This window comes from Streptomyces sp. NPDC047880, assembly GCF_040706515.1.
Lineage (GTDB): Bacteria > Actinomycetota > Actinomycetes > Streptomycetales > Streptomycetaceae > Streptomyces.
This window is the reverse complement of sequence record NZ_JBEZOK010000022.1, coordinates 113,020-135,272: the sequence shown is the minus strand read 5'-3', so window position 1 is coordinate 135,272 and position 22,253 is coordinate 113,020. Positions and strand designations below refer to the sequence as shown.

Genomic DNA, 22,253 nt, shown 5'->3' with positions numbered 1-22,253 from the left:
GTCGGGGGTGTCAGGCCGTGCCGAGCGCGGCGGCGCGGGCGGCGGCGAAGGCGGTGTGCGGATCGCGGTCCGGGTACGACCAGGGAGCCGGTGTGGCATACCGGCCGATCCGGTTGAAGAGGGCGGCGGCCTCGGCTCCCCGCCCCTCGCAGAACTTGGCGTGGGCGAGGAAGTTCAGGTCGACCAGCCGCCGCGGGTGCCCCTCCAGCTCCCACTCCAGCCACCAGTCGAAGGCGGCCTTCATGACCTGCCGTGCCCGGCGGCCCGCCCAGTGGCCCGAGGCGGCGGGGTCGGCCGGTTCGTGGCCGGCGGCGGCCAGCACGCGGTAGCGCTCGGCGTGCGCGATCACCGGCAGGATCGCGAGCGGCGAGTCGGCGGGTGCCTGTTCGGCGGCCCAGTTGGCGAAGTCGTAGACCTCGTGCAGCGGGTCGGGGCCGGCCTCGGCGCGGCGGCCGGCGAGCCGGGCGACCATCAGATGGTGGGCGTGGTGGTGGTCGGCGTACCGGCCGCGGACCGCCTCGAAGCTGCGAACGGCGTCCTGGTCGCTGCCGAGCGCGCACTCCAGCATGAGCAGGCCCAGCCAGGGGGTGGGGTCGGCGGGGGCCCGGTCCGCGGCGGTCCGGCACGCCTCCCGGGCGCGGTCGGGCTTGGCCTTGCCGTGCAGGGCGCGCCTGACCTGGGCGAGCGCGAGCAGGACGGAGGCGTCGGCGGACTCGGGTTCGGCGAGCAGCCACTCCCGGGCCCACGCGGCGCAGTAGGACTCCCCGGCGAGGACGCTGACGCGGTGGCCGCGCCGGTCCCAGTCGTCCCCGGTGTGCACCAGCAGGGAACGGGCGTTCTGCCAGCGGCCCTGTGCCAGTGCGGCACGCGCGGTCATGAGGTCCGCGTCGTCGAGGGCCTCGTCGAAGGCCTGGGCCGCGCGTCTGCGGCCACGGCCGAGGGGAGGCGGGGGTGGGGGCACCGCGGGACTTCCTCACGCGCTCTTCTGGTGTTTCGGCTCACGGCGGCAGAAGGAGCGCGTATGTGCGCATCGCCATGAACTGATCACGCACAGCAAACCCCCAGCCAACGGTTGCCGTCAAGGCCCGCCAGGGCGTTACACGCGTCAACTGCCGGTATTTGTGAGGGATTTGTGATTCACGAGACCCATGAGGCCAGCGTGACCGGCATCCGTTTTTTCCGTTACGTCCAATGTGACGTACGTCATAGCGCGGGTCGGTACCGCCCCCGACGATGGCATGACGTACGGGCGCGCCGGGCGGAGCCGGCCGGTACAGTCGGCCCCTACGCAACCGTGACCCGACCTGACGATCGAGGTACACCGCGTGTCGGTTCTTGTTCTGGCGCTCGCCCTGGGTGCCGCCTGCTGTCTCGGCTTCGGCTTCGTCCTGCAGCAGAACGCGGCCCAGCGGGCCCCGCTGAGCGACTTCCTCTCCTTCCGCCTGCTGATCGACCTCGTGAAGGTGCCCCGCTGGCTCGGCGGCATCGCACTGATGGCGGTCGGCATGGGGCTGGGCGCCGCCGCGCTGGGACAGGGCGAGCTGTCCCTGGTGGAACCGCTGCTGGCGACGAACCTGCTGTTCGCGCTCGCGCTCTCCCGCAGGCAGAGCCGGCAGCCGCTGGGCCGTCAGGGCTGGTCCGGCCTCGTGCTGCTGGCCGGCGGAGTGACCGCGTTCATCGTGGCGGGCCGGCCGGAGGGCGGCGCCGCGACGGCCGATCCGGTGCGCCAGTGGGTGATCATCGGGGTCATGATCGGCCTCGCCCTGCTGCTCACGACCCGCGGCAAGCGGTCCCGGCTGAGCTCCGGTCCGGTGCTGCTGGCCCTGGCCGCCGGGCTGCTGTACGGCGTGCAGGACGCGCTGACCCGGGTCAGCGGGCAGAAGGTCTCCGACGGCGGCTTCGCCGAGCTGCTCACCGGCTGGGAGCCGTACGCGGTGCTCGCGCTGGGCGTCACGGGGCTGGTCCTCGTGCAGAGCGCGTTCGAGACCGCGTCCCTGCGCAAGTCGCTGCCCGCCCTGACCGCGGCGCAGCCGCTCGCCGGGATCGTCTGCGGCGTCGGGTTCCTGGGCGACCGGCTGCGCACCGACGCGGTGGCCCTGAGCTGGGAGGCCGGTGGCCTGCTGGCCGTGGTCGCCGGGATCGTGCTGCTCGGTATGCATCCGGCGATGCCGCACGGAGCCTCCGAGCACGCCCGGGTGGCCGCCCCGGCGGTGAGCCCGGCCTCGTCCTGAGGGGCCCCGCCCCGCGGTGCTCCCGTGCCCTGCTTGGATGAGGACATGAGCGCTGCTGAGGAGATCCTCGACGTCGTCGACGAGCACGACCGGGTCGTCGGGCAGGCCCCGCGCGGCGAGGTCTACGCCCGGGGCCTGCGCCACCGCTGCGTGTTCATCCAGGCCCGGGACGCCGAGGGCCGGATCTTCGTGCACCGGCGTACCGCGACCAAGCTGGTCTTCCCTTCCCTCCACGACATGTTCGTCGGCGGGGTCGTCGGCGCGGGCGAGTCCTACGACGAGGCGGCCCTGCGCGAGGCCGAGGAGGAGCTGGGCGTGACCGGTCTGCCCCGGCCGCGCCACCTCTTCACGTTCCTCTACGACGACGGCTCCGGCCGGACCTGGTGGTCGGCGGTCTACGAGGTGCGCTGCGAGCTCCCGGTGCGGCCCCAGGCCGAGGAGGTGGCCTGGCACGGCTTCCTGACCGACGCCGAGGTCGAGCGGCGCCTGGGCGACTGGGAGTGGGTGCCGGACGGGCTGGCCGCGTACGAGCGGCTCAAGGCGTTCCGGACGGCGGCCGGAACCGGGCGGGGCGGGGCTCCCGGGTAGGGTCGCGCACGTGATCGAGTTCGTACGGAACGTCCGGTTGTGGTTCGCGCCCGCGGAGATCCGGGAGGACGGCGAGACGCCCGACTACCGGTTCTCGCTGGCGAACGAACGCACCTTCCTCGCCTGGGTGCGCACCGCGCTCGCACTGATCGGCGGCGGTTTCGCCGTGGACCAGTTCCTGCCGGACCTGCGCTGGGCCTGGCGGGCCGGGCTGGCGCTCGCGCTGCTGGCCGCGGGCGTGCTGTGCTCCCTGCGGGCGGTCAACCACTGGGTGCGCTGCGAGCGGGCCATGCGCCGGGGTGAGGACCTGCCGGTGTCCCGGTTCCCGGCGCTGCTGAGCCTCGTCGTCGCGGTCGTGGCCGTCGCCATGGTCGTGGTGGTGCTCGTGGGGTGGGAGGGGTGAGCACGCCCGTCGCCGGGCGGCGGGACCCCGACCGGGATCCCGGGCTGCAGCCCGAGCGGACCCGGCTCGCGTGGCGGCGTACGACGCTGTCGGGCACCGTCGTCGCGGTGCTGGCGGTCAAGGCGGCCCTGCACGGCGGGACCTCCGCGGCCGGGGTCGTCGCCTGTGCCGTGTGCTGTGTGCTCTGGCTGGGCTTCCTGAGCGTGGCCCATCGGCGCGTCCGCGCTCTCGCGACCGCCGCGAGCCCCGCGGCGTTCGCGCCCCGGCACGCGGCAGCCGCGGTGCTGTGCACGGTGGCGATGGCACTGTGCGGAGCCGCCCTCGTGCTCTGACCTCCGTCCGGCACACCGTCCCGCCCGGACGTCAGTCCCACGCGTTGAAGAGCACTCCGCCCAGTGTGGTGATGCCGTGGAGGCGTACCAGGCGCCATTCGTCCTGGGTCAGGACCGAGGTGTCGACCTCGGACAGCGGCAGGGTGAGCCGCACGCGATCGAGCACGGTGAGACCCAGGTCGGTGAAGGTCCGGGCCCACGGTGGCGGTGCGAGGAACTCGTCGGTGTACCAGTCCCGGCGTTCTCGGGCGAAGGCGGTCCAGGGGTGGTGCGCGTGACAGAGGACGACGCGCTCACCGGCGCCCTCGACGACCGTCGCGATGTGGAACGAACGGGGGTGTTCCTGTGCTTCCATCCCGCCCACTCGGCCCCGGGCCGCCCGGGCGGCCGCGTACAGCGCTGTCCGGAACGCCCGCGTGCCGGTTTCCGGCAGCGGTCCGTCCTTCGGCCGGAAGAAGCCCGTGGCACCTCTCGGCAGGGTGAACACTGCGTTCTTCTCCACGGCCACGGGCCCATTCTGCCCGGGAGCTGCCCGGCCGAAGTCCCGGGTGCGCCGGGGGGACCCTAGGCCGGTGCCTCGCCCTCGCTCGCCCAGTCCACCGTCACGACGATCTTGCCGCGGGTGCGGCCCTCCTGGTTCAGCCGGTACGCGTCGGCCGCACGCTCCAGGGGAAACGTCTCGTCGACGTGCACGCTGATCACGCCCTGCTCCGCCAGGTCGGACAGGCGCTGGAGGTCCTGGGCGTCGGGGCGGACGAAGTAGTAGCGGCCGCCGTAGGTCACGACGTCGTTGTCGGCGATCGAGGCCAGGCGGCCCTCGGGCGCCAGCAGGTTCGCCGACACCTTCAGAGCGTCGCCGCCGACAGTGTCGAACACCGCGTCCACGCCCTCCGGGGCCAGTCCCCGCACCCGCTCGCCCAGGCCCTCGCCGTACACCACGGGCTCCCCGCCCAGGCCCCTCACGAAGTCGTGGTTGGACTCGCTCGCCGTACCGATCACCCGGGCGCCGAGGTGGACGCCGAGCTGGACGGCGATCGAGCCGACGCCGCCGGCCGCGGCATGCACCAGCACGGTCTCGCCCCGCTTCACCTGCAGCACCTTGGCCAGCACCTGGTAGGCGGTGAGCCCGGTGAGCGGCAGCCCGGCCGCCTCCTCGAAGGAAAGGTTGCGCGGCTTGCGCGCGAGCGCGCGCACGGGTGCGGCCACGTACTCGGCGAAGGTGCCGCGGGAGAGGAAGTCCTCGCGCACGTAGCCGATGACCTCGTCGCCGACGCCGAACTCCGAGACGGCCACGCCCGGCCGCACGACGACGCCCGAGAGGTCCCAGCCGGGCACCACAGGGAAGACGGGGGCGAGAATCCCGTCGAGGTATCCCTCGCGGGCCTTCCAGTCGACGGGGTTCACGGCCGCCGCCCGGACCTTGACCAGCACCGCGTCCGGACCGACCTTCGGATCGCGGACCTCGCCGAACGCCAGTACCTCGGGACCGCCGTACCGTGAGTAGCTGATGGCCTTCATGGGTCCGACCTTCCGGGGTCGCCGCACGACACGCAAGCCGGATGACCTGAACGAACCGGCCGGGACCTCCCCGGGCTCCTCGCGCGAGGAGGGGTCGGCCTATCGTGGCTCCGATCACGTTTCGGTCCCGCTCTGGACGACATACCGACCGGTCGGCATCATAAGTCGGGAACTGTTCACCTGCCCGTAGGAGCCACGCATGAGCCCCGACCATCCGCCCGGACTCGATCTCGAACGGTTGCGCGACCTGCTCGAGCGCGAGAGGCCCGGTCTGGTGAACGGCCCGCTGTCCGGCCGGCTGATCGAGGGCGGACGGTCGAACCTCACCTACGCGCTCTCCGACGGCACCTCCCGGTGGGTCGTGCGCCGTCCCCCGCTCGGCCACGTCCTGGCCACCGCGCATGACATGAAGCGCGAGCACCGGGTGATCAGCGCGCTGCACCCGACCGCCGTACCGGTTCCGCAGCCGGTACTGCTGTGGGAGGACGAGGAGGTGCTCGGAGCGCCCTTCTACGTCATGGAGTTCGTCGACGGCACGCCCTACCGCACCGCCGACCAGCTCGCCCCGATCGGCGCGGAGCGGACCCGGGGCGCGGTGCTGAACCTCGTCGACACGCTGGTGGAACTGCACGCGGTCGATCCGGGCGAGGTGGGCCTGGCGGACTTCGGCCGGCCCGAGGGCTTCCTGGACCGGCAGCTGCGGCGCTGGGGCAAGCAGCTGGACGCCTCCCGCAACCGGGACCTGGACGGCATCGACGAGCTGCACTCCGCCCTCGGGCGCGAGCTGCCCCACTCCCCCGCGCCGGCCGTCGTGCACGGCGACTACCGGCTCGACAACGTCCTCATCGGCGAGGACGACCGCATCAAGGCGATCCTCGACTGGGAGATGTCGACGCTGGGCGACCCGCTCACCGACCTCGGCCTGCTGGTGATGTACAGCATGCCGCTCGGCATGCCCGACTCCCCCGTCTCCACGACCGCCGAAGCGCCCGGGCATCCGGCGCCGTCGGAACTCATCGAGCGGTACGCCGCGCGCTCGGGGCGCGACGTCTCCGCGGTCGCCTGGTACACGGCGTTCGCCTGGTTCAAGCTCGCGGTGATCCTCGAGGGCATCCACTACCGCTACACCCTGGGCCAAACGGTCGGGCGCGGCTTCGACCGCATCGGCGACCTCGTCCCCGTCTTCGTCCGGCACGGACTGACCACGCTCCACGAAGGCCTCCAGGAGGGCTGATCCACATGGACTTCGCTTTCGACGCGCGTACCGAAGAGCTGCGCGCCAAGCTCCTCGCCTTCATGGACGAGTACGTCTACCCGGCCGAGGCCGTCGCGCACGAGCAGCGGGAGCGGCTCGACTCGCCGTGGGAGACGGTGCCCGTGGTCGAGGAGCTGAAGGCCGAGGCCCGCAGGCAGGGCCTGTGGAACCTCTTCCTGCCGGACTCCGAGTACGGGGCCGGACTCACCAACCTCCAGTACGCGCCGCTCGCCGAGATCATGGGCCGCTCCCCGCAGCTGGCGCCGACGGTGACGAACTGCGCGGCGCCCGACACGGGGAACATGGAGGTGCTCACCCAGTTCGGCGACGAACAGCAGCGCAAGCAGTGGCTGGAGCCCCTGCTGGCCGGCGAGATCCGCTCGGCGTTCGCGATGACCGAGCCGGACGTGGCCTCCTCCGACGCCACCAACATCACCACACACATCGAGCGGGACGGCGACGAGTACGTCATCACCGGGCGCAAGTGGTACATCTCCGGGGCGATGCACCCCGACTGCAAGATCTTCATCGTGATGGGCAAGACCGACCCGGACGGGGACGACATCCGCCGCCAGCAGTCGATGGTGCTGGTGCCGCGCGGCACCCCGGGCGTCACGATCAAGCGGGCCATGCAGGTCTTCGGGTACGAGGACCACTACCACGGCGGCCACGCCGAGGTGATCTTCGACCACGCGCGCGTGCCGGTGTCGAACCTGGTCGGCGAGGAGGGCGGCGGCTTCGCCATCGCGCAGGCGCGGCTGGGCCCCGGGCGCATCCACCACTGCATGCGGCTGATCGGCATGGCCGAGCGGGCGATCGAGCTGATGTGCCGGCGGGCCGTGTCCCGGACCGCGTTCGGCAAGGCGCTGGCGCAGCAGGGCGTGGTCCACAACTGGATCGCGGACGCCCGGGTGACAGTGGAGCAGTTGCGGCTGCTGGTGCTGAAGACCGCGTGGCTGATGGACACGGTGGGCAATCGCGGTGCGCACACCGAGATCCAGTCGATCAAGATCGCCACGCCCCGGGCGGTGGTGGACATCCTCGACCGGGCGATCCAGTTGCACGGTGCCGGCGGGGTGAGCCAGGACCTCCCGCTGGCGGAGCTGTACGCGGGGGCGCGGACGCTGATGATCGCGGACGGGCCGGACGAGGTGCACCAGCGGTCGCTGGCGCGGCGGGAACTGAAGCGGTACCTGTGACCCGGCGCGGGCGGCGGGGGTGCGCACTTCCGCCGCTCCGCTCCCTCCGGCAGCCGGCAGCGGGGAGAGGCCGCCCCGGTTGTGTACGAGGTGTGAAACATCGCACGGTCTCATGACAGGCCGCCGGGGTAGGAAGGCCGTTTCGGGTGGTTTTCCGCCCCGGACTCTCCCCTCGTCTCATCCCGGGGGACTCCGGTGGTTGCACCACACACCCGGACTGCGGGACTGTGCACCGAGACAGTCCACGTTCGTCTTCGCAGAGTGAGGTGTGGGTCACGCGTAGGGGCCCCGTACATGACTTCTTCCCCGGCCAGGACCCGCACCGGTGCGCTGAGCACGGCGAGCGTCGCCGCCGCCCCCTGCCCGGTGGTGGTCCTGGACGCGGACGGCCACGTCGCGGAACTCAACGACGCGGCCCGCACGCTGCTGCCCGCCGCCCGTGCCGGGCGGCCCCTGTCCTCCCCCACCTGGCTCGCCACCGCCGACGGCACCCGGCCGGAGCCCGTCGGCGGGGAGGTGGGCGAGCGGTGGTTCTCGGCGCATCCGTCCCCCCTGGTGGGCGGCCGGACGGTGTGGTGGCTGATGGAGGAGACCGCCTACCGCTCGGCGGTCGGTGAGCTGGAGGCCGAGCGCGGCCGCACCCGCTTCCTCACCGACGCCTCCAGCGCGCTGCTGGCCTCGCTGAACCTGGAGCGGTCCATGGAGGTGACGGCGCGCCTCGCCACCGAGCACCTGGCCGACGCCGCGCTGGTCATCGCGCCCACCGCCGCCAGGACACTGCCGATGGTCGCCTGTGACCACCGGGGCGAGCTCACCCGCAGCACCGTGACCGAGGCACCGGACACCGTGCCGGGCCTCGCCGAGGCGCTGCGGGGCTTCCCGCCGGTGCCCTCGCGGTGGATAGACCCGGCGACGGCCCCGGACTGGCTGATCCCGCCGGGGTTCGGCGAGGTCGGCTCCCTGGTGATCACACCGCTCCCGGGCCTCGGCGTACCGGCCGGGGCCCTGGTCCTGCTGCGCCGGGCGCAGCAGGACGCGTTCACCGAGGCGGAGGAGTCGCTGGCCGGGTTGTTCGCCGCCCGGGCCGGCGCGGCGATGTCGGCCGCCCGCCTCTACGCGGAACAGAACTCGATCTCCGACACCCTCATGCGGGAACTCCTGCCGCCCACCCTGCGGCAGGTGGAGGGCGTGGAGTTCGCGGGCGGCTACCGGGCCAGCAAGGACACCGAACGCATCGGCGGCGACTTCTACGACGTCCACCCGCCCACCGAGGACTCCCCCGAGACCCTCGTGGTGCTGGGCGACGTGGCCGGCAAGGGGCTGGAAGCGGCGGTGCTCACCGGCAAGATCCGCAACGCGCTGCACGCGCTGCTGCCCATGGCCGACGACCACGCCCGGATGCTGCGTCTGGTGAACAACGCCATGCGGACCAGCCACCACACCCGGTTCGCCACCCTCGTGATGGCGTCGGTCCGCCGGGAGGAGCGCGAGGTCGTGCTGCGGCTCACGTCGGCCGGGCATCCCGCGCCGCTGATCATCCGGCGGGACGGCACCGTGGAGGAGGCCGACACGCGCGGCACACTCATCGGCGTCCTGCCGGCCGTCACCTCCCGCACGGCGCGGGTCAGCCTCGCTCCGGGGGAGACCTGCCTGCTGTACACCGACGGCGTCACCGAGGCCCGGGGCGGCCCGCTGGGCGACACCATGTTCGGCGACCGGCGCCTCAGGCGCGCCGCGGCCGAGTGCGCCGGCATGCCGGCGGAGGCGGTCGTGGAACGCGTGCAGATGGTCACCTCGCAGTGGATCGGCGACGGACGCCACGACGACATCGCGGTCCTGGCCATCACCGCACCCCGCGGTGCCCACCTCAGTGCGGTGGACGGCGCGACCCGGGGCAGGTACACCGCATGACCGGGCACCTCACCGAACGCACTGACAGACCGGGCCGCCACGACGTGGGCGGCCGCCTCCCCGCACCGCACGGCGACGACCGGGCGGCTCCCTGGGCGGACACGCTGTGGGCCGCCGTCCGGGCGGCGGACGAGTACGCGGCCGTCGACGTCGTCACCGACGCCCTGGCCGCGGGACTGGATCCCGAGTCGGTCCTGCTGGACGTGATCGGCGCGGTCCAGCGCAGGGTCGGCACCGAGTGGGCAGCCAACCGCATGAGCGTGGCCGACGAGCACGCCGCCACCGCCATCAACGACCGTGTCATCGCCGTCCTGCCGGCCCGGCGCCCGGAGGGCATCCGGGGCCGGATCACGGTCGCCTGCGTGGACCAGGAGTGGCACGCCCTGCCCGCGCGCCTGGTGTCCGAGACGCTGCGGCTGCGCGGCTGGCAGGTGGACTACCTCGGGGCGCAGGTCCCCACCGCCCACCTGATCAGCCACATCCACCGCACCGGGCCGGACGCGGTGTGCCTGTCGAGCTCGCTGCCCACCAGGCTGCCTCTCGCGCACAGCGCCATCACCGCCATCCAGGCCGCCGGCACCCCGGTCATGGCCGGTGGCCCCGCCTTCGGTGCCGACGGCCGCTACGCCCGGCTGCTGGGCGCCGACGCGTGGGCGCCCGACGCGCGCGCGGCCGCCGAGCGGCTCGCGGCCGGTCCCTTGCGCCGGCCGACGTCCGCCCACCAGGCGACCGACGACCTGCCGCACCTGCGCGACCAGGAGTACACGCTGGTCGCGAAGTCCTCGACCCGTCTGGTGCGCGACACGTTCCGGTCGCTGGAGCAGCGCTTCCCCGCGATGCGGGACTACGACGACGAGCAGCGTGAGCGGACCGCCGAGGACATCGCCCACATCGTCACCTTCCTGACGGCCGCCCTGTACGTGGATGCCGACGAGGTCTTCGGCGACTTCCTCGTCTGGACCGCCGAGGTGCTCACCGCCCGCGGCGTCCCGGCGCGCTCGCTGCTGCCGTGCCTGGACCTGCTGCAGGAGCAGTTGCACGACTTCCCCCGCGCCTGCCGGCTCCTCGACGCCGGGCGCACCGCGCTCACCCCCCGCCCCTGACCCCGACGTGCTGGACGAACCGTGACCCTCTCCATCGGCTCCGGCCCGCACACCGTGCGGCTGGCTCTCACCGGCGATCTGGACTACGACACCTGCGCGGAACTGCTCCAGCGGGTGCGGGCGGCTCTGGAGGGTCGCGAGGACGTCGACGAACTGCGCCTGGACTGCGGGCGGCTGGAGCTGGTCGACTCCATGGGGCTGTCGACCCTGCTGCAGATCCACCGCTCCGCCTGCCGGGACGGCATCGCCTTCCACCTGGACGACGTCGGCCCGGCGCTGCGGCGCCTCATGGAACTCACCGGCACCTACGAGTATCTGACGACGCCCCAGCAGTCCGAGCCGCCCGCCGAGAGCCGCCACGGCCGCAGCTGAGCCGAGGCGGTAGGGCTGCTACGGGCGCAGGGCGCGCAGCAGCAGGTCGGCCAGGTGGTCGGCGACCTGCTGGGGGGTGAGGGGACCGTCGGGGCGGTACCACGTCGACAGGTGGTGGACCGAGCCGAAGTGGTAGTCGACCACCAGGTCCGCCGGGGTCGCCCTGGAGAAGACGCCGGACTCCTGGCCCTCCTCGACGAGTGCGCGGAAGCGCTCGTGGTAGCGGCGCCGCTCGGAGCGGACCTGCTTGTTCTTCTCGGGGCTGAGGTGGTGCATGGAGCGCCAGAAGATCATCGCGTCGTCGAGGTTGTCGATGGTCGTCACCACGACGTCCGCGGCGGCGGCCCGCAGTCGCTTCTCGACCGGCTCGTCGGCGCCGGCCACGGCGTCCAGCCGCTCCTGCTGGATGCGCAGCACGCGCGCGTACACCTCGTGCAGCAGGTCGTCCTTGGAACCGAAGTAGTGGTACAGCGCACCCTTGGTGACGCCGGCCGCCTCGACGATCTCCTGCACCGAGGTGCGGTCGTAGCCCTGCTCGGCGAAGAGCCGGGTGGCGGCGGCCAGGAGCCGCTGAGGCACGGGCGTGCCGTCCGAGTCCGTGGTCCTGGGCACTGCCGCCACCTGCCTTTCCGTTCTGCTGTCAGTTGCCTTGCGTTCGGGAACGCAGTTCCCGCCGGAGGATCTTCCCACTGGCCGTCTTCGGCAGGTCCGGCAGGATCTCCACCTGACGCGGATATTTGTAGGCGGCCAGTCTCTCCTTGCAGTAGGCGGCGAGCGCATCCGGGTCCGTGTCGGCGTCCGGGCGCAGGCTGATGTACGCCTTGACGGTCTCCCCGCGGTAGCCGTCGGGCACGCCGACCACGGCGGCCTCGCGCACCGCGGGGTGCGTGTAGAGGACGTCCTCGACCTCACGCGGCCACACCTTGAAGCCGGACGCGTTGATCATGTCCTTCTTGCGGTCGACGACGTACAGCCAGCCCTGCTCGTCCATGAAGCCGATGTCGCCGGTGTGCAGTTCGCCGCCGGGGAAGGTCTCGGCGGTGGCGTCGGGGCGGCGCCAGTAGCCGGGCACGACCTGCGGGCCGCTGACGACGATCTCGCCCTGCTCGCCGAAGGGCACCTCCTGGCCGGTGTCGTCGACGATCCGGACGACCGTGTCGGGACCGGGCAGCCCCACGGCGAGGGTCCCGGACACCGGATCGACCGGCGCCTCCAGCCCGGGCGGCACGGAGGCGCAGGGCGCGGTGCACTCGGTCAGCCCGTAGCCGTTGCGGATGTACGGGCCGAAGCCCGCCCGGAACTTCTCCACGAGCGCCGGGGGCAGCGGGGCGCCGCCGGAGGAGATCACCCGGAAGGAGGAGAAGTGGTCCCGGGTGACGGCGGGGTGCGCGGCCAGGGCCATGAAGGCCGTTGACGGGCCGACGGTGTAGTGCGGCCGGTGCTCGGCGAAGGCATCGAGCACCGCACCGGCCTCGAAGCGGTAGGCCAGCACGAGCGTGCCCCCGCTGTTCAGGCAGGCGCCGAACTGGCAGACCATGCCGGTGATGTGGAACAGCGGCGCCAGGGCGAAGTAGACGGGCCGCTCGGGCAGGCCCAGGCCGGTGCGCTGCCGCTCGGAGTTGTACATGATGTTGCGGTGCGTGTTGGTGGCGCCCTTGGGTGTGCCGCTGGTGCCCGAGGTGTAGCTGATCAGCGCGATGTCGCCCGGGTCGGGGTCCCGGTCCTGCGGCGCCTTGTGCCCGGCCCGCGCCACGGTCACCAGGTCGTCGGCGTCCGGGGGCTGCGGCAGCCGTTCGAAGGTCAGCACGCGCGCGTCGCCGCGGCTCTGGAAGTCCAGCTCGCACCCGGTGAGCACGATCCGCACGGGCGAGTCGGCGGCCGTCTCGCGCAGATAGGACTCCCAGGCCCGGTCCGAGCAGATCAGCGCGGCGACCTCGCCGTCCTTCAGGACGTGCGCCACCTCGCCCGACTTGTACATCGGGTTGACGGGCACGACGACCGCACCCGCCTTCCACGCGCCCAGCAGGGCGAGCACGAAGTGCGGGGAGTTCTGCAGCAGCACCGCGACCCGGTCGCCGCGCCGGAGACCGCGCTCCGCGAGGTGCCCGGCGACGGAGTCGCTGAGCTCGTCGGCCTCGCGGTAGGTCAGGCGGCCGTCGAAGTAGGCCAGGAAGTCACTCCCGGGCGACTCGGCCACCGCCCGGCGCAGGGCGTGCACGAGGGAGTCCGGAGGGCTGATCGCGCCCTTCTGGGCGTCGCTGAGCAGGGCGGTCCAGGGCTTGTCGGCGTAACGGGACGCGGTCACCGGGCGGCCTCCCACTGCTGCTGGATGCGGTTCATGCCGGACAGCCACCGGTCGGGGTCGCCGGCCCGGGCCTCATGGTAGGCGGCGACCTCGGGGTGCGGCAGGATCAGGAACCTGTCCTCCTCGACGCCCTTGAGCAGGGCGTCCGCGACGGCCGCCGGCTCGATCGCGGTCGGCTGGAGCACCAGGTCGCCGGCGCTGCCGGTCGCGGCCAGCATGTCGGTGCGCACGCCCTGCGGGCAGATGGCGTGGACCTTCACCCCCCGGTGCCGGTACGTCAGCGACAGCCACTCGGCGAAGGCGAGCGCGCCGTGCTTGGTGACGGCGTAGGGCGCCGCCCCGATCATGGTGAGCAGACCGGCGGCGGACACGGTGGACACGAACCGGCCGTTCCCGCGCTCCAGCCAGGCGGGGAGCAGTTCCTGCGCGGCCCGCACATGAGCCATGACGTTCACGTCCCAGGAGAGGGCCCACACCTTCTCGTCCAGCGGCTGCCCGGGATCGATGCCGTCGGCGGCGACACCGGCGTTGGCGCAGTACACGTCGACGGTCCCGCCGAGCGCGTCCCGGGCGTCCGTGACGATCACCGAGGCGTCACCGGCCACGGCGATGCCGCCGATCTCGTCCGCGACGCCCTTGGCCCGCTCCGCGTCCAGGTCGTTGACCACGACCCGGGCGCCTTCCGCGGCGAATCGCCGGGCGAGCGCGGCCCCGATCCCACCTCCGGCCCCCGTGACAACGACTCCGGCCCCTTGAAAGGCTCCCACCATCGGTCTCCTTAGACGCGGCTCAGCAATGGCGCCAGACTAACCGGTCGGTATGTTTCAAGGAAGGGGCAACCGCAACAGGCCTTAGGGGCGCGGGGAACCGCGGGATCAGCCACAGCGAAGCGGCACACAACGGATCACGGAGGCCATCCATGCGCCCTTCCAGACGAGCCGTCATCACCACCGCCACGGCGGCAGCCATATCGGCTGCGTCCACCGCGTCGGCCGCCCAGAGCCGCAGGCGACTGCGCACCGGCTTCGAACGCCTCGCCCAGGACGGTTACTCGCTGCTCGACGGCCAGAGGACCGGCATCGTCACCAACCCCACCGGCATCACCCGCGACGCACGCCACATCGTCGACGTCATGCACGCCGACGCCCGCGTCCGTCTCACCGCCGTCTTCGGCCCCGAGCACGGCTTCCGCGGCACCGCCCAGGCCGGCGGCTCCGAGGGCCGCTACGACGACCCGGCGACCGGCCTGCCCGTCTACGACACCTACCTCAAGAGCGGCCGGCCGCTCGCGGACGTCTTCACCGCGTCCGGCGTCGACACGGTCGTCTTCGACATCCAGGACGTCGGCGCCCGCTTCTACACGTACATCTGGACGCTCTACGACTGCATGGAGGCCGCCGCGCTCGCCGGCAAGCGGTTCGTGGTCCTGGACCGGCCGAACCCGGTGACCGGCCGCGCGGCCCTCGGCCCCGTCCTGCACAAGGAGTTCGCCACGTTCGTCGGACGGCAGCCGATCTCCCAGGCCCACGGGATGACCGTCGCGGAGCTGGCGCGGCTGTTCAACGAGGAGTTCCTGACCGAGCCCGTGCCGCTCGAGACCATGACGATGTCGGGCTGGAGGCGCTCGGAGTTCTACGACGCCTCCGGGCTGCCCTGGGTGCCGCCCAGCCCGAACATGCCGACGCCCGAGACGGCCCTGGTGTACTCGGGAACGTGCCTGTTCGAGGGCACGAACCTGTCGGAGGGGCGCGGCACGACCCGGCCGTTCGAGCTGCTGGGCGCCGAGGGCGTCGACCGGCGCTGGGCGGCCGCGGCGAACGAACTCGCCCTGCCCGGGGTGCGGTTCAGGGAGGCGTACTTCGCACCGACCTTCTCGAAGTTCCAGGGGAAGACGATCGGCGGTGTGCAGCTCCACGTGCAGGACCGGGCCGCGTTCGACCCCGTCCGCACGGGGATCGCCCTGCTCGTCACCGCGAAGCGGGTCTGGAGCGGTTTCGCCTGGCGCCCGGACAACTGGATCGACAAGCTCACCGGCTCCACGCGCGTGCGCACGATGATCGACGCGGGCGCGGACACCGACGAGGTCGTGGCCGGCTGGCAGGAGGATCTGTCGGGCTTCCGCAGCATGCGCCGGAAACACCTCCTCTACGGCTGAGGTCTCCGCCGCGTACCGCTGAGGTCTCCGCCACGCGTCCCACCGCTGAGGCCGATGCGCCGTGACGTATGGCCAAGCTCTCCCGTTGGCAGGACGATGCGCCCACATCGTGGCGTCACCCGGGGGCTAGGGGGCCTGTCATGGCGGATCCGGCGATGAGTGTGACTCCCTACTGGGAGTTGGTCTTCGACGCGGACGGGGACCCGGACGGCCGTCGCCGCGACCGGCTCCTCGCCGGGGTGACCGAGCGGGGCGTGCGCGATCTGATCGTCTTCGCGCACGGCTGGAACAGCGACCGCTCCGGGGCGACCCGCCTCTACGACCGCTTCTTCGCGCCCGTCCCGCGACTGGCCCCTGCGGCCCGGGTCGGGTACGCCGGCGTGCTGTGGCCGGCGATGCGGTTCTCCGACGAGCCGATCCCGGACTTCCCGCGGGCAGGGCGGCCGATCCACCGAGGCGCCCGGTGCTGGACAAGGACACCCGGCACGCGCTGCTGGAGACGTTCCCGGGCCGGGCGATCCTGGTGGAGCAGATCGCCCGGCTGCTGGAGCAGCAGCCGCCCGAGGAGGCCGAGCTGGAGGAGTTCGGGCGGCTGGTGCGAACGCTGGTGGAGGTGGTGGCGCCCGGCCCGCAGGCGCTGTTCGCTGCGGACACGGTGGCGGAGGGCGTACCGCAGAACGAGCCGGAGATGTTCGCCGGACCGTCGGCGGCGGCCTGCGAGGAGTTCGCGCGGGCGCTGGCGGAGTGCGAGGCGTCCGGGGCACAGGGGTTCAGGATCCCCAACCCCTGGGACGGAGCACACGAGTTGCTGCGGCAGGCGACGTACTACGCGATGAAGCGGCGCGCGGGGACCGTGGGCGAGCGGGGGCTCGGCCGGGTCGTCGGGCAGCTCGCGAAGGCGGCCCCGGGTGTACGGGTGCACCTGGTCGGGCACAGCTTCGGCGCGCGGCTGGTGTCGTTCGCGCTGCGGGGCCTTCCCGAGGGCGTGCGCACGGTGAAGTCGGTGACGCTGCTCCAAGGGGCGTTCTCGCACTACGCGTTCGCGGCCCGGCTGCCGCACGACGCCCGGGCCGGTGGGGTGCTCCAGGGGCAGCAGAACCGCGTCGACGGCCCCCTGGTGTGCTGCCACTCCCGGCACGACACGGCCCTGGGCACCATGTACCCGCTGGCGTCGCGGATGGCGGGTGACAGCCGGTCGGCCGCCGAGGGGGCCGTCGGGCGGGCGCTGGGCGTCAAGTGGGGCGCGATGGGCCTCGCCGGGGTGCAGGCTGTGCCGGGCACGCGCGTGTACACCCTCGCCGAGGCCCTGGCGGCGGGACTGCCCGCCTCGGGGTGCGTGAACGTCGACGCTGCGGCCGTGGTCAGACGCGGCGGGCCGCCGGCCGGCGCGCACAGCGACATCCTGCACGAGGAGCTGGTCCGGCTGGTGCTGGCGGCGGGCCGCGTTCGCTGACCCGCCGCCGGGCGGTGCGTCACCGGTGTGAGGTGAACTCCACGACCTGCTGGTAGGTCGGCCGGTTCTGCCAGCTGATCTTGCCGTGCTTGATGCCGCCGAGGGTGCGGTGGTTGATCGAGTCGGCGCACCACTGGTCGCCCGCCGCGCACACGTCGTCGCCGGGGTAGACCTGGGCCGCGGTCCTGCCGGCGGCCTGTTTCAAGGTGCTGACGAGGATGTCCCGGCAGGCGGCGAGGCTGCCGCCGCCGCAGTACGTCCGGGCGAGCGGCCCCTTCACCTGTTCACCGAGCACCGCACGGACGTCCTTGTCGACATAGCTCCACCAGCCGTACTGGAAGGAGCTTCCCGCGTGCGAGCCGGTCGGGCCGTGGGCGGCCGACGGGGACTCGTCGACGGGGAGGTTGGTGGTGAAGGCCGTGTACAGCTCGCTGCCGAGGCCCGGTTCGAACTCGGCCTCGACCAGCAGCGGCCACCAGGCGTCCAGGATCCGGATCGCGTCGGCGTCCGCGTACTTCTTGGAGCCGGCCGTGGTCTCCGTGCGCTTGCCGCCCACTGCGAGCCAGGCCTGGAGTCTGCTCACGGCGGCCGATGCGGCCGGGTCGGTGACGGGCGAGCCGGTGACGACCCTGAGCAGCCTGGGCAGGACGTCCTCGGCCCGCAGATCGGCCAGCCCCGCGTCCGCCATGGCCTTCACCAGGGAGGCCCGGGTCACCCCGCCCTGCTGGACCAGCTTCTTCACACGGTCCTCGAGGAAGTTGCCGCGGTGCACGGACCCGTTGCCCCAGGGCGCGGTCGTGTAGTCCCTGGCCTGTTTGTTGTTCCAGGAGACGTAGTAGTCCTGGTCGGTGGAGCGGGGGTGGGCCGACGGCGGGGTGTAGTCGGCCGTGTTGGTCCTCGGGTCCCAGCCGCGCCACTCGTACGCCGGCCGTGCCCACGCCGGGAACTCGGCGTCGACGCCGTTCGCGCGCACCGGGTTGTCGCCGCTGTTGTAGTACGCGGTGTGCTCGGAGTCGGCGTAGAACCAGTTGAAGGTGTAGTTGATGTGCTGCACGGCCTTCTGGAAGGAGTCCGGGCCCTTGACGTGGTCCGGGTCGTTCAGCATCTGGAAGCCGATGATGGAGTCGGCCTCGTGCAGGAAGGACGAGCGCAGGGTGGTGTAGGCGACCTTCTTGCCGCCGACCGTCGCGCGGTACTCGACGGGGCCGTACTTCGTGCGCCAGACGCGCATGGTGTACGAACCGGCCGCGGTGCCGTCGGCGGTGGTGGGCTTCCAGGCGTTCTTCTGCTCGATCTTCTGCATCGGCGTGCAGGTGCCGCGGTACAGGTAGTGGTGGTCGTCCTGGCACAGCTCGACGGCGTAGGAGTCGATGATGTCCTGACCCGAGGTCGTGGCGCTCCACGCGTAGTCCTGTCCGCGGCCGAGCTCGACGTACATGCTCAGGCCGGCGAAGGAGGCGCCGCGGGCGCTGATGCCCGGGCCCTGGATCTCCTGGAGCAGGAGCAGCTGGGGGGCGAAGTAGCCGGTCTGCGGGCCGAACACGGCGACGGGGTGCCCGCTCGCGGTGTGTTTGCCGCTGACGACGAGGGCGTTGGACATGCCGCGCCTCGCCGACGACGTGGCGGTCTTCGCCGCCGCGCCCGAGACGCCGGTCGCACCGGCCGTCGTGGCGCTGCCGGTGCGGTCGTACACGAGCGGCTCCGGCTCCACCGAGCCCGCGTCGGGCAGTGCGGTGCCCTGCGGGTCGGCGGGCTTGGTCCCGTACGGGAAGCTGCCGTCGTGCTGGGTGAGGACGGCCTCCGGGTCGTTGCGCATCCGGAAGGATTCCCAGACCTCGGTGCCCTCGGTGACGCCGTACTTCTCCTGGGCGGCCAGGAGCGAGAGGGCGTTGTTGACCTCGCCGCCTCCGCCCGAGCCGAACAGGGCGCCGATGACGGAGGCCAGAGCGACCAGGTCGGTGATCTTGAAGTGCTCGATGGTCCCGGCGTTGGTGACTGAGTCCTTGTGCCCGGTGAGTACGTACTCACCGGGGAAGTAGCGCCCGCTGTCGGAGGCGTCGATGTAGGAGTTGATGCCGTCGAGGTAGGCCTTGACGTCGGCGAGTGCCTGCTGTCCGCGCTCGCCGTTGGTGGCGACGGCGTTGTCGATCTGCGCCTGCAGATCGGCCTCGGTGTAGGGGGCGTGCCGCCAGAACTGCTGCTCGAGGCCCTGGTTGGAGGGCGCACCGCCCGCGAAGGAGGTCAGCTGACCGCGCCCGACGTGCCGGAAGACGTCCATCAGCCACAGCCGGTCCTGGGCTGCCGCGTATCCGGCGCCGAACTCCGTGCCGTATCTGGTGGTGCCGGTGATGTGCGGCACGCCGGTCTTCTTGTCCCGGACGATCGTCACGTCACTGCGTCCGGCCGGTTCGAGGCTGGAGGCGACCTGGTCGGCGGGAAATCCGAAGGAGGCGTCGTTGAAGAAGGTGTTGATCTTGTCATTGGTGAGGCCGGGATGACCCTTGGCCAGGTTGGTGTAGGGCCCGAGCTGGTCCTCGGCGTGCTCGGGCTGGGTGCCGAAGGCCTGGTTGAGGAGGATCTGGGCGAGGGTGGCGTTGCCGTTCTGACCGGGCGGGAGGATGTCCGAACACTGGTTGCCGCAGTGGTCGTTCGCCACGGCGGTGGCCTGCGTGGTCGCTGTTTCCGCGGCGGCAGCCGGGGCAAGCGGCGACAAGAGACCTGCGATCAGGGCGCATACCGATGCCGTTGTCAGGAACCCGGGGATTCCGCTGGGAGTTCTCATTCTGTCGAGAACGGTGCGTGGGGCACGCCGTGGCATGGGGGCTCCTCCCGACGGGGGTGGGCGGGATGTTACCGCCGGTATCCCCCGGCTTGAAGATGAACAAGCGTCACTTCTTGAAGTCGGCACAACAGACACAGGGACCACGGCAGTCGACACGCGAGTCCCTTCGGGCCGCTTATGGAGGCCATTTGAAATCGGATGGAGCCGATTCGCTTGTCGATACGTCTATTCGGCGACGTCCGTACGACGACGCCGAAGTGACCGGATTACAGGTGCAGGTGTGACGGAGGTGCAGGACGATGGCGGGTTTCCGGAGTCTGGCGAGACAGGTCCGCGATCCGCGGTGCGACTTGGCCTTGCGGCGTTATTCGCTGCGCAAGTGCCTTGAGAGGTTCGCGCCTTACGGACACAGGGCGACCTGGGACCATCTGTGTTCCCGGGCGGGGTTCGGTCCCGAGGACCGCTCCCCCGATCCGGTGCGGCTCGTGGCCGCACTGGACGAACTGGAGGAGGCGCGGGCGGTCTGGCTGGCCTACGAGGTCGAGTTCGCCGAGCGCCGCAAGAAGGAGAAGCACGACGGGCTGCGCAGGCCGGGCAGTGTGGACGACTGGCACCGGCTGACCTGGGGCGGCTTCGGCGTGGCGTGGTGCGACGATCCGGCGGTCCATCCCCGTGAACCGCTGGCCGAGGTGCTGCGCCGGCTGATAGCCGCGCTGGAGCGCGAGCCGGGCTCGGAATGCCCGGTGTGCGACGGGCAGCGGCTCATGTGGAGGTACGACCTGGACCACGAACCCTCGTCCGGTCCGGTCTGCACGGACTGCGGAATCCTGGTGCCGCGCCCCGTGCTCACGCCCGAGTCCCTGGCCTACGCCAGGCGGGCGAGGTTGTTGGTGTCGGCTTGACGGATGCGGGTGCGCGGGGGGTGCGCCGGGGATGCCGCACCCCCACTGTCGGTGGTGACTGGCACCATCGACACCATGATGCAGGTGTGCCTGAACGGTTCACGGACGGCCGCTGACGGCGTGGCCGTGCCGATGACGCCGGAGGCGATGGCCGACTCCGCCGCCGGGGCGGTGGCCGCCGGGGCTACGGACATCCACGTCCACCCCAAGACGCCTTGCGGGCGGGACACGTTGTCGCCGAGGGTGCTCGCACAGACGCTGACGGCGGTCCGGGAGCGGGTTGCGGTTCCGGTCGGTGTGACCACGGGCGCGTGGGCGGAGCCCGACCCCGCGGCCCGGCTGGAGCGGATCCGCGGCTGGACCGTGCTGCCCGACCACGCCTCGGTCAACTGGCACGAGCCGGGGGCGGAGGAGACGGCCGCGCTGCTCATGGAGCTCGGGGTGGGCGTGGAGGCCGGCATCTGGTCGGGCACGGACGGGGCTGAGCGGTTCGCGGCCTCGCCGCTCGGGCCGAAGGTGCTGAGGGTCCTGGCGGAGGTGACGGACACGGAGCCGCCGGACGCGGTCGCTTCCGCACATGAGCTGCTGTCCGACGTGGGGTCCGCGCACGGCCGCCCCGTGCTGCTGCACGGGGAGGACGGGAGCGCGTGGCCGGTGCTGCGGCTCGCAGGGCGGCTGGGGTTGGCGACCCGGGTCGGCCTGGAGGACGTACTGGTACGGCCCGACGGGGCGCCGGCGGGGTCCAACGCGGAGTTGGTGGCCGCGGGACTGGTGGAGTACGGCCGGATGTAAGGCGGTCGGCGCCGCTAGGCCCTAAACGGAAAGGTGACTGCGGGGATTGGTGAAGTACGGCCGGGCGTAGGGCGGTCGGCGCCGCTAGACCCTACGCGGAGGGCGGCTGCGGGCCGGTGAGACAGGGCCGAGCGTAAGGCGGTCCGCGCTGCGACACCCTACGTGGAAAAGTGGCTGCGGGGATTGATGGACACGGCCGGGCGCAAGACGGTCGGCGCCGCTAGGCCCTACGCGGAGAGGCGGCTGCGGGGATGGGCGGAACACGGCCAGGCGTAAGACGGTCGGCGCCGCGAGGCCCTACGCGGAAAGGTGGCTGCGGGCCGGTGAGATGAGGCGGGGTGTAAAGCGGTCGGCGCCGCCGAGGCGCGCATGCACCGCGGCCGGGCGCGGCCCCGCTCAGCCCTGACTCTGCCGGTCCCGTTCCACCATCAGGCGGGAGCCCGCGCGCCGTTCGCCGAACGCGTCGTCCGGGTTGGACAGGACGCAGGTGTCCAGGGAGAGGCAGCCGCAGCCGATGCAGTCGGTCAGATGGTCCCGGAGGCGGTTGAGCTGCCTGATGCGTTCTTCCAGTTCGGTGCGCCACGTCTCCGAGAGGTGCGCCCAGTCCTCCCTGGTCGGCGTCCGCTCCTCCGGAAGCTGCGTCAGCGCCTCGCGGATCGTCGCCAGCGGGATACCGACCCGCTGCGCGGCCCTGATGAACGCGACCCGGCGGAGCGTGTCGCGGGCGTAGCGGCGCTGGTTGCCCGGGGTCCGGCGACTGTTGATCAAACCCTTGGACTCGTAGAAGTGCAGGGCGGAGACGGCGGCGCCGCTGCGCGCAGCGAGCTGGCCGACCGAGAGCTCATGGATCTTCTCTGGAATCTGGGGCACCCCGTGAACCCTACCGAGTCCGTTGACACAGCCCCGGCGGCCGACCATGCTAAGCAGTCGCTTAGACATACGAGCACGCAGA

General features: G+C 72.2%; 20 protein-coding genes and 1 pseudogene. 13 read left to right on the top strand and 8 right to left on the bottom strand.

Annotation, left to right across the window (positions count from 1 at the left end; all coding sequences use genetic code 11):
- Positions 1-10 precede the first annotated feature (10 nt).
- The gene (locus tag AB0937_RS28460; protein WP_366715440.1) at positions 11-961 is read right to left on the bottom strand and encodes a hypothetical protein; all 951 of its coding nucleotides are present in this window, start codon (positions 959-961) and stop codon (positions 11-13) included.
- Positions 962-1,325: 364 nt separating this feature from the next.
- Between AB0937_RS28460 and AB0937_RS28455 the strand changes: the two genes are divergently transcribed.
- Genes AB0937_RS28455 through AB0937_RS28440 form a run of 4 tightly spaced genes read left to right on the top strand, consistent with a single transcriptional unit; the run spans position 1,326 to position 3,554 of the window.
- Positions 1,326-2,231 carry a DMT family transporter gene (locus tag AB0937_RS28455; protein WP_366715438.1) on the top strand — a complete coding sequence of 302 codons (906 nt, stop codon included), beginning with the start codon at positions 1,326-1,328 and terminating at the stop codon, positions 2,229-2,231.
- 45 nt (positions 2,232-2,276) lie between these two features.
- Positions 2,277-2,819 carry an NUDIX domain-containing protein gene (locus tag AB0937_RS28450; RefSeq protein ID WP_366715436.1) on the top strand — a complete coding sequence of 181 codons (543 nt, stop codon included), beginning with the start codon at positions 2,277-2,279 and terminating at the stop codon, positions 2,817-2,819.
- A 10-nt stretch (positions 2,820-2,829) separates the two neighbouring features.
- Positions 2,830-3,222 (top strand): DUF202 domain-containing protein, encoded by a 393-nt coding sequence (locus tag AB0937_RS28445; protein ID WP_234847675.1) that lies wholly within the window; start codon positions 2,830-2,832, stop codon positions 3,220-3,222.
- A complete protein-coding gene (locus AB0937_RS28440) occupies positions 3,219-3,554 on the top strand; it encodes a DUF202 domain-containing protein (protein ID WP_366715434.1) in 336 nt (111 codons plus the stop codon). The genes AB0937_RS28445 and AB0937_RS28440 overlap by 4 nt, the downstream gene beginning before the upstream one ends.
- Before the next feature lie 31 nt (positions 3,555-3,585).
- Here the strand turns inward: AB0937_RS28440 and AB0937_RS28435 are convergent, their stop codons facing one another.
- Together AB0937_RS28435 and AB0937_RS28430 are read right to left on the bottom strand one after the other, a co-directional pair.
- Positions 3,586-4,062 (bottom strand): hypothetical protein, encoded by a 477-nt coding sequence (locus AB0937_RS28435; RefSeq protein WP_366715432.1) that lies wholly within the window; start codon positions 4,060-4,062, stop codon positions 3,586-3,588.
- A 56-nt stretch (positions 4,063-4,118) separates the two neighbouring features.
- Positions 4,119-5,072, bottom strand: a complete 954-nt coding sequence (locus AB0937_RS28430; protein WP_366715430.1) for an NADP-dependent oxidoreductase — start codon at positions 5,070-5,072, stop codon at positions 4,119-4,121.
- 199 nt (positions 5,073-5,271) lie between these two features.
- Between AB0937_RS28430 and AB0937_RS28425 the strand changes: the two genes are divergently transcribed.
- The 5 genes from AB0937_RS28425 (at position 5,272) to AB0937_RS28405 (ending at position 10,912) form a co-directional block, all read left to right on the top strand.
- Complete coding sequence (locus AB0937_RS28425) at positions 5,272-6,306, top strand: phosphotransferase family protein (RefSeq protein WP_366715428.1); 1,035 nt, start codon at positions 5,272-5,274, stop codon at positions 6,304-6,306.
- 5 nt (positions 6,307-6,311) lie between these two features.
- Positions 6,312-7,526, top strand: coding sequence for an acyl-CoA dehydrogenase family protein (locus AB0937_RS28420; RefSeq protein WP_366715426.1), 1,215 nt, complete (start codon positions 6,312-6,314; stop codon positions 7,524-7,526).
- Positions 7,527-7,820: 294 nt separating this feature from the next.
- Complete coding sequence (locus AB0937_RS28415; RefSeq protein WP_366715424.1) at positions 7,821-9,437, top strand: PP2C family protein-serine/threonine phosphatase; 1,617 nt, start codon at positions 7,821-7,823, stop codon at positions 9,435-9,437.
- Positions 9,434-10,540, top strand: a complete 1,107-nt coding sequence (locus tag AB0937_RS28410) for a cobalamin-dependent protein (RefSeq protein WP_366715422.1) — start codon at positions 9,434-9,436, stop codon at positions 10,538-10,540. Before AB0937_RS28415 ends, AB0937_RS28410 begins: the two co-directional genes overlap by 4 nt.
- A 21-nt stretch (positions 10,541-10,561) precedes the next feature.
- Positions 10,562-10,912 carry an STAS domain-containing protein gene (locus tag AB0937_RS28405; RefSeq protein ID WP_366715420.1) on the top strand — a complete coding sequence of 117 codons (351 nt, stop codon included), beginning with the start codon at positions 10,562-10,564 and terminating at the stop codon, positions 10,910-10,912.
- 18 nt (positions 10,913-10,930) lie between these two features.
- Here the strand turns inward: AB0937_RS28405 and AB0937_RS28400 are convergent, their stop codons facing one another.
- From AB0937_RS28400 to AB0937_RS28390, 3 genes are read right to left on the bottom strand one after another with little or no spacing between them, the layout of a single operon-like run.
- Positions 10,931-11,524 carry a TetR/AcrR family transcriptional regulator gene (locus AB0937_RS28400; RefSeq protein ID WP_366715418.1) on the bottom strand — a complete coding sequence of 198 codons (594 nt, stop codon included), beginning with the start codon at positions 11,522-11,524 and terminating at the stop codon, positions 10,931-10,933.
- Positions 11,525-11,552: 28 nt separating this feature from the next.
- Positions 11,553-13,217 carry an AMP-binding protein gene (locus AB0937_RS28395; RefSeq protein ID WP_366715416.1) on the bottom strand — a complete coding sequence of 555 codons (1,665 nt, stop codon included), beginning with the start codon at positions 13,215-13,217 and terminating at the stop codon, positions 11,553-11,555.
- A complete protein-coding gene (locus AB0937_RS28390; protein ID WP_366715414.1) occupies positions 13,214-13,987 on the bottom strand; it encodes an SDR family oxidoreductase in 774 nt (257 codons plus the stop codon). Before AB0937_RS28390 ends, AB0937_RS28395 begins: the two co-directional genes overlap by 4 nt.
- A gap of 149 nt (positions 13,988-14,136) precedes the next feature.
- On the opposite strand from AB0937_RS28390, the gene AB0937_RS28385 reads away from it, so the two are divergent.
- Entirely contained in the window at positions 14,137-15,372 is a 1,236-nt protein-coding gene (locus AB0937_RS28385; protein ID WP_366715412.1) for a DUF1343 domain-containing protein, read from the top strand.
- Between the two features lie 140 nt (positions 15,373-15,512).
- A pseudogene (locus tag AB0937_RS28380) lies at positions 15,513-16,825 on the top strand (serine-threonine protein kinase).
- Positions 16,826-16,844: 19 nt separating this feature from the next.
- Here AB0937_RS28380 and AB0937_RS28375 read toward each other — a convergent pair.
- Complete coding sequence (locus AB0937_RS28375; protein WP_366715410.1) at positions 16,845-19,643, bottom strand: penicillin acylase family protein; 2,799 nt, start codon at positions 19,641-19,643, stop codon at positions 16,845-16,847.
- A 263-nt stretch (positions 19,644-19,906) separates the two neighbouring features.
- On the opposite strand from AB0937_RS28375, the gene AB0937_RS28370 reads away from it, so the two are divergent.
- Positions 19,907-20,509, top strand: coding sequence for a hypothetical protein (locus tag AB0937_RS28370; RefSeq protein WP_366715408.1), 603 nt, complete (start codon positions 19,907-19,909; stop codon positions 20,507-20,509).
- A gap of 75 nt (positions 20,510-20,584) precedes the next feature.
- Positions 20,585-21,301 (top strand): 3-keto-5-aminohexanoate cleavage protein, encoded by a 717-nt coding sequence (locus AB0937_RS28365; protein ID WP_366715480.1) that lies wholly within the window; start codon positions 20,585-20,587, stop codon positions 21,299-21,301.
- A 396-nt stretch (positions 21,302-21,697) separates the two neighbouring features.
- On the opposite strand, the gene soxR is transcribed toward AB0937_RS28365, so the two are convergent.
- Positions 21,698-22,171: a redox-sensitive transcriptional activator SoxR gene (gene soxR / locus AB0937_RS28360; RefSeq protein ID WP_366715406.1), complete on the bottom strand. Its 474-nt coding sequence runs from the start codon at positions 22,169-22,171 to the stop codon at positions 21,698-21,700.
- Between the last annotated feature and the right edge of the window lie 82 nt (positions 22,172-22,253).

Excerpts from the sequence above, each read along its gene's own strand:
- AB0937_RS28450 (WP_366715436.1), top strand. The coding sequence starts at position 2,277 with ATGAGCGCTGCTGAGGAGATCCTCGACGTCGTCGACGAGCACGACCGG.
- AB0937_RS28430 (WP_366715430.1), bottom strand. The coding sequence starts at position 5,072 with ATGAAGGCCATCAGCTACTCACGGTACGGCGGTCCCGAGGTACTGGCG.
- AB0937_RS28425 (WP_366715428.1), top strand. The coding sequence starts at position 5,272 with ATGAGCCCCGACCATCCGCCCGGACTCGATCTCGAACGGTTGCGCGAC.
- AB0937_RS28420 (WP_366715426.1), top strand. The coding sequence starts at position 6,312 with ATGGACTTCGCTTTCGACGCGCGTACCGAAGAGCTGCGCGCCAAGCTC.
- AB0937_RS28415 (WP_366715424.1), top strand. The coding sequence starts at position 7,821 with ATGACTTCTTCCCCGGCCAGGACCCGCACCGGTGCGCTGAGCACGGCG.
- AB0937_RS28410 (WP_366715422.1), top strand. The coding sequence starts at position 9,434 with ATGACCGGGCACCTCACCGAACGCACTGACAGACCGGGCCGCCACGAC.
- AB0937_RS28390 (WP_366715414.1), bottom strand. The coding sequence starts at position 13,987 with ATGGTGGGAGCCTTTCAAGGGGCCGGAGTCGTTGTCACGGGGGCCGGA.
- AB0937_RS28385 (WP_366715412.1), top strand. The coding sequence starts at position 14,137 with ATGCGCCCTTCCAGACGAGCCGTCATCACCACCGCCACGGCGGCAGCC.
- AB0937_RS28375 (WP_366715410.1), bottom strand. The coding sequence starts at position 19,643 with ATGCCACGGCGTGCCCCACGCACCGTTCTCGACAGAATGAGAACTCCC.
- AB0937_RS28370 (WP_366715408.1), top strand. The coding sequence starts at position 19,907 with ATGGCGGGTTTCCGGAGTCTGGCGAGACAGGTCCGCGATCCGCGGTGC.
- AB0937_RS28365 (WP_366715480.1), top strand. The coding sequence starts at position 20,585 with ATGATGCAGGTGTGCCTGAACGGTTCACGGACGGCCGCTGACGGCGTG.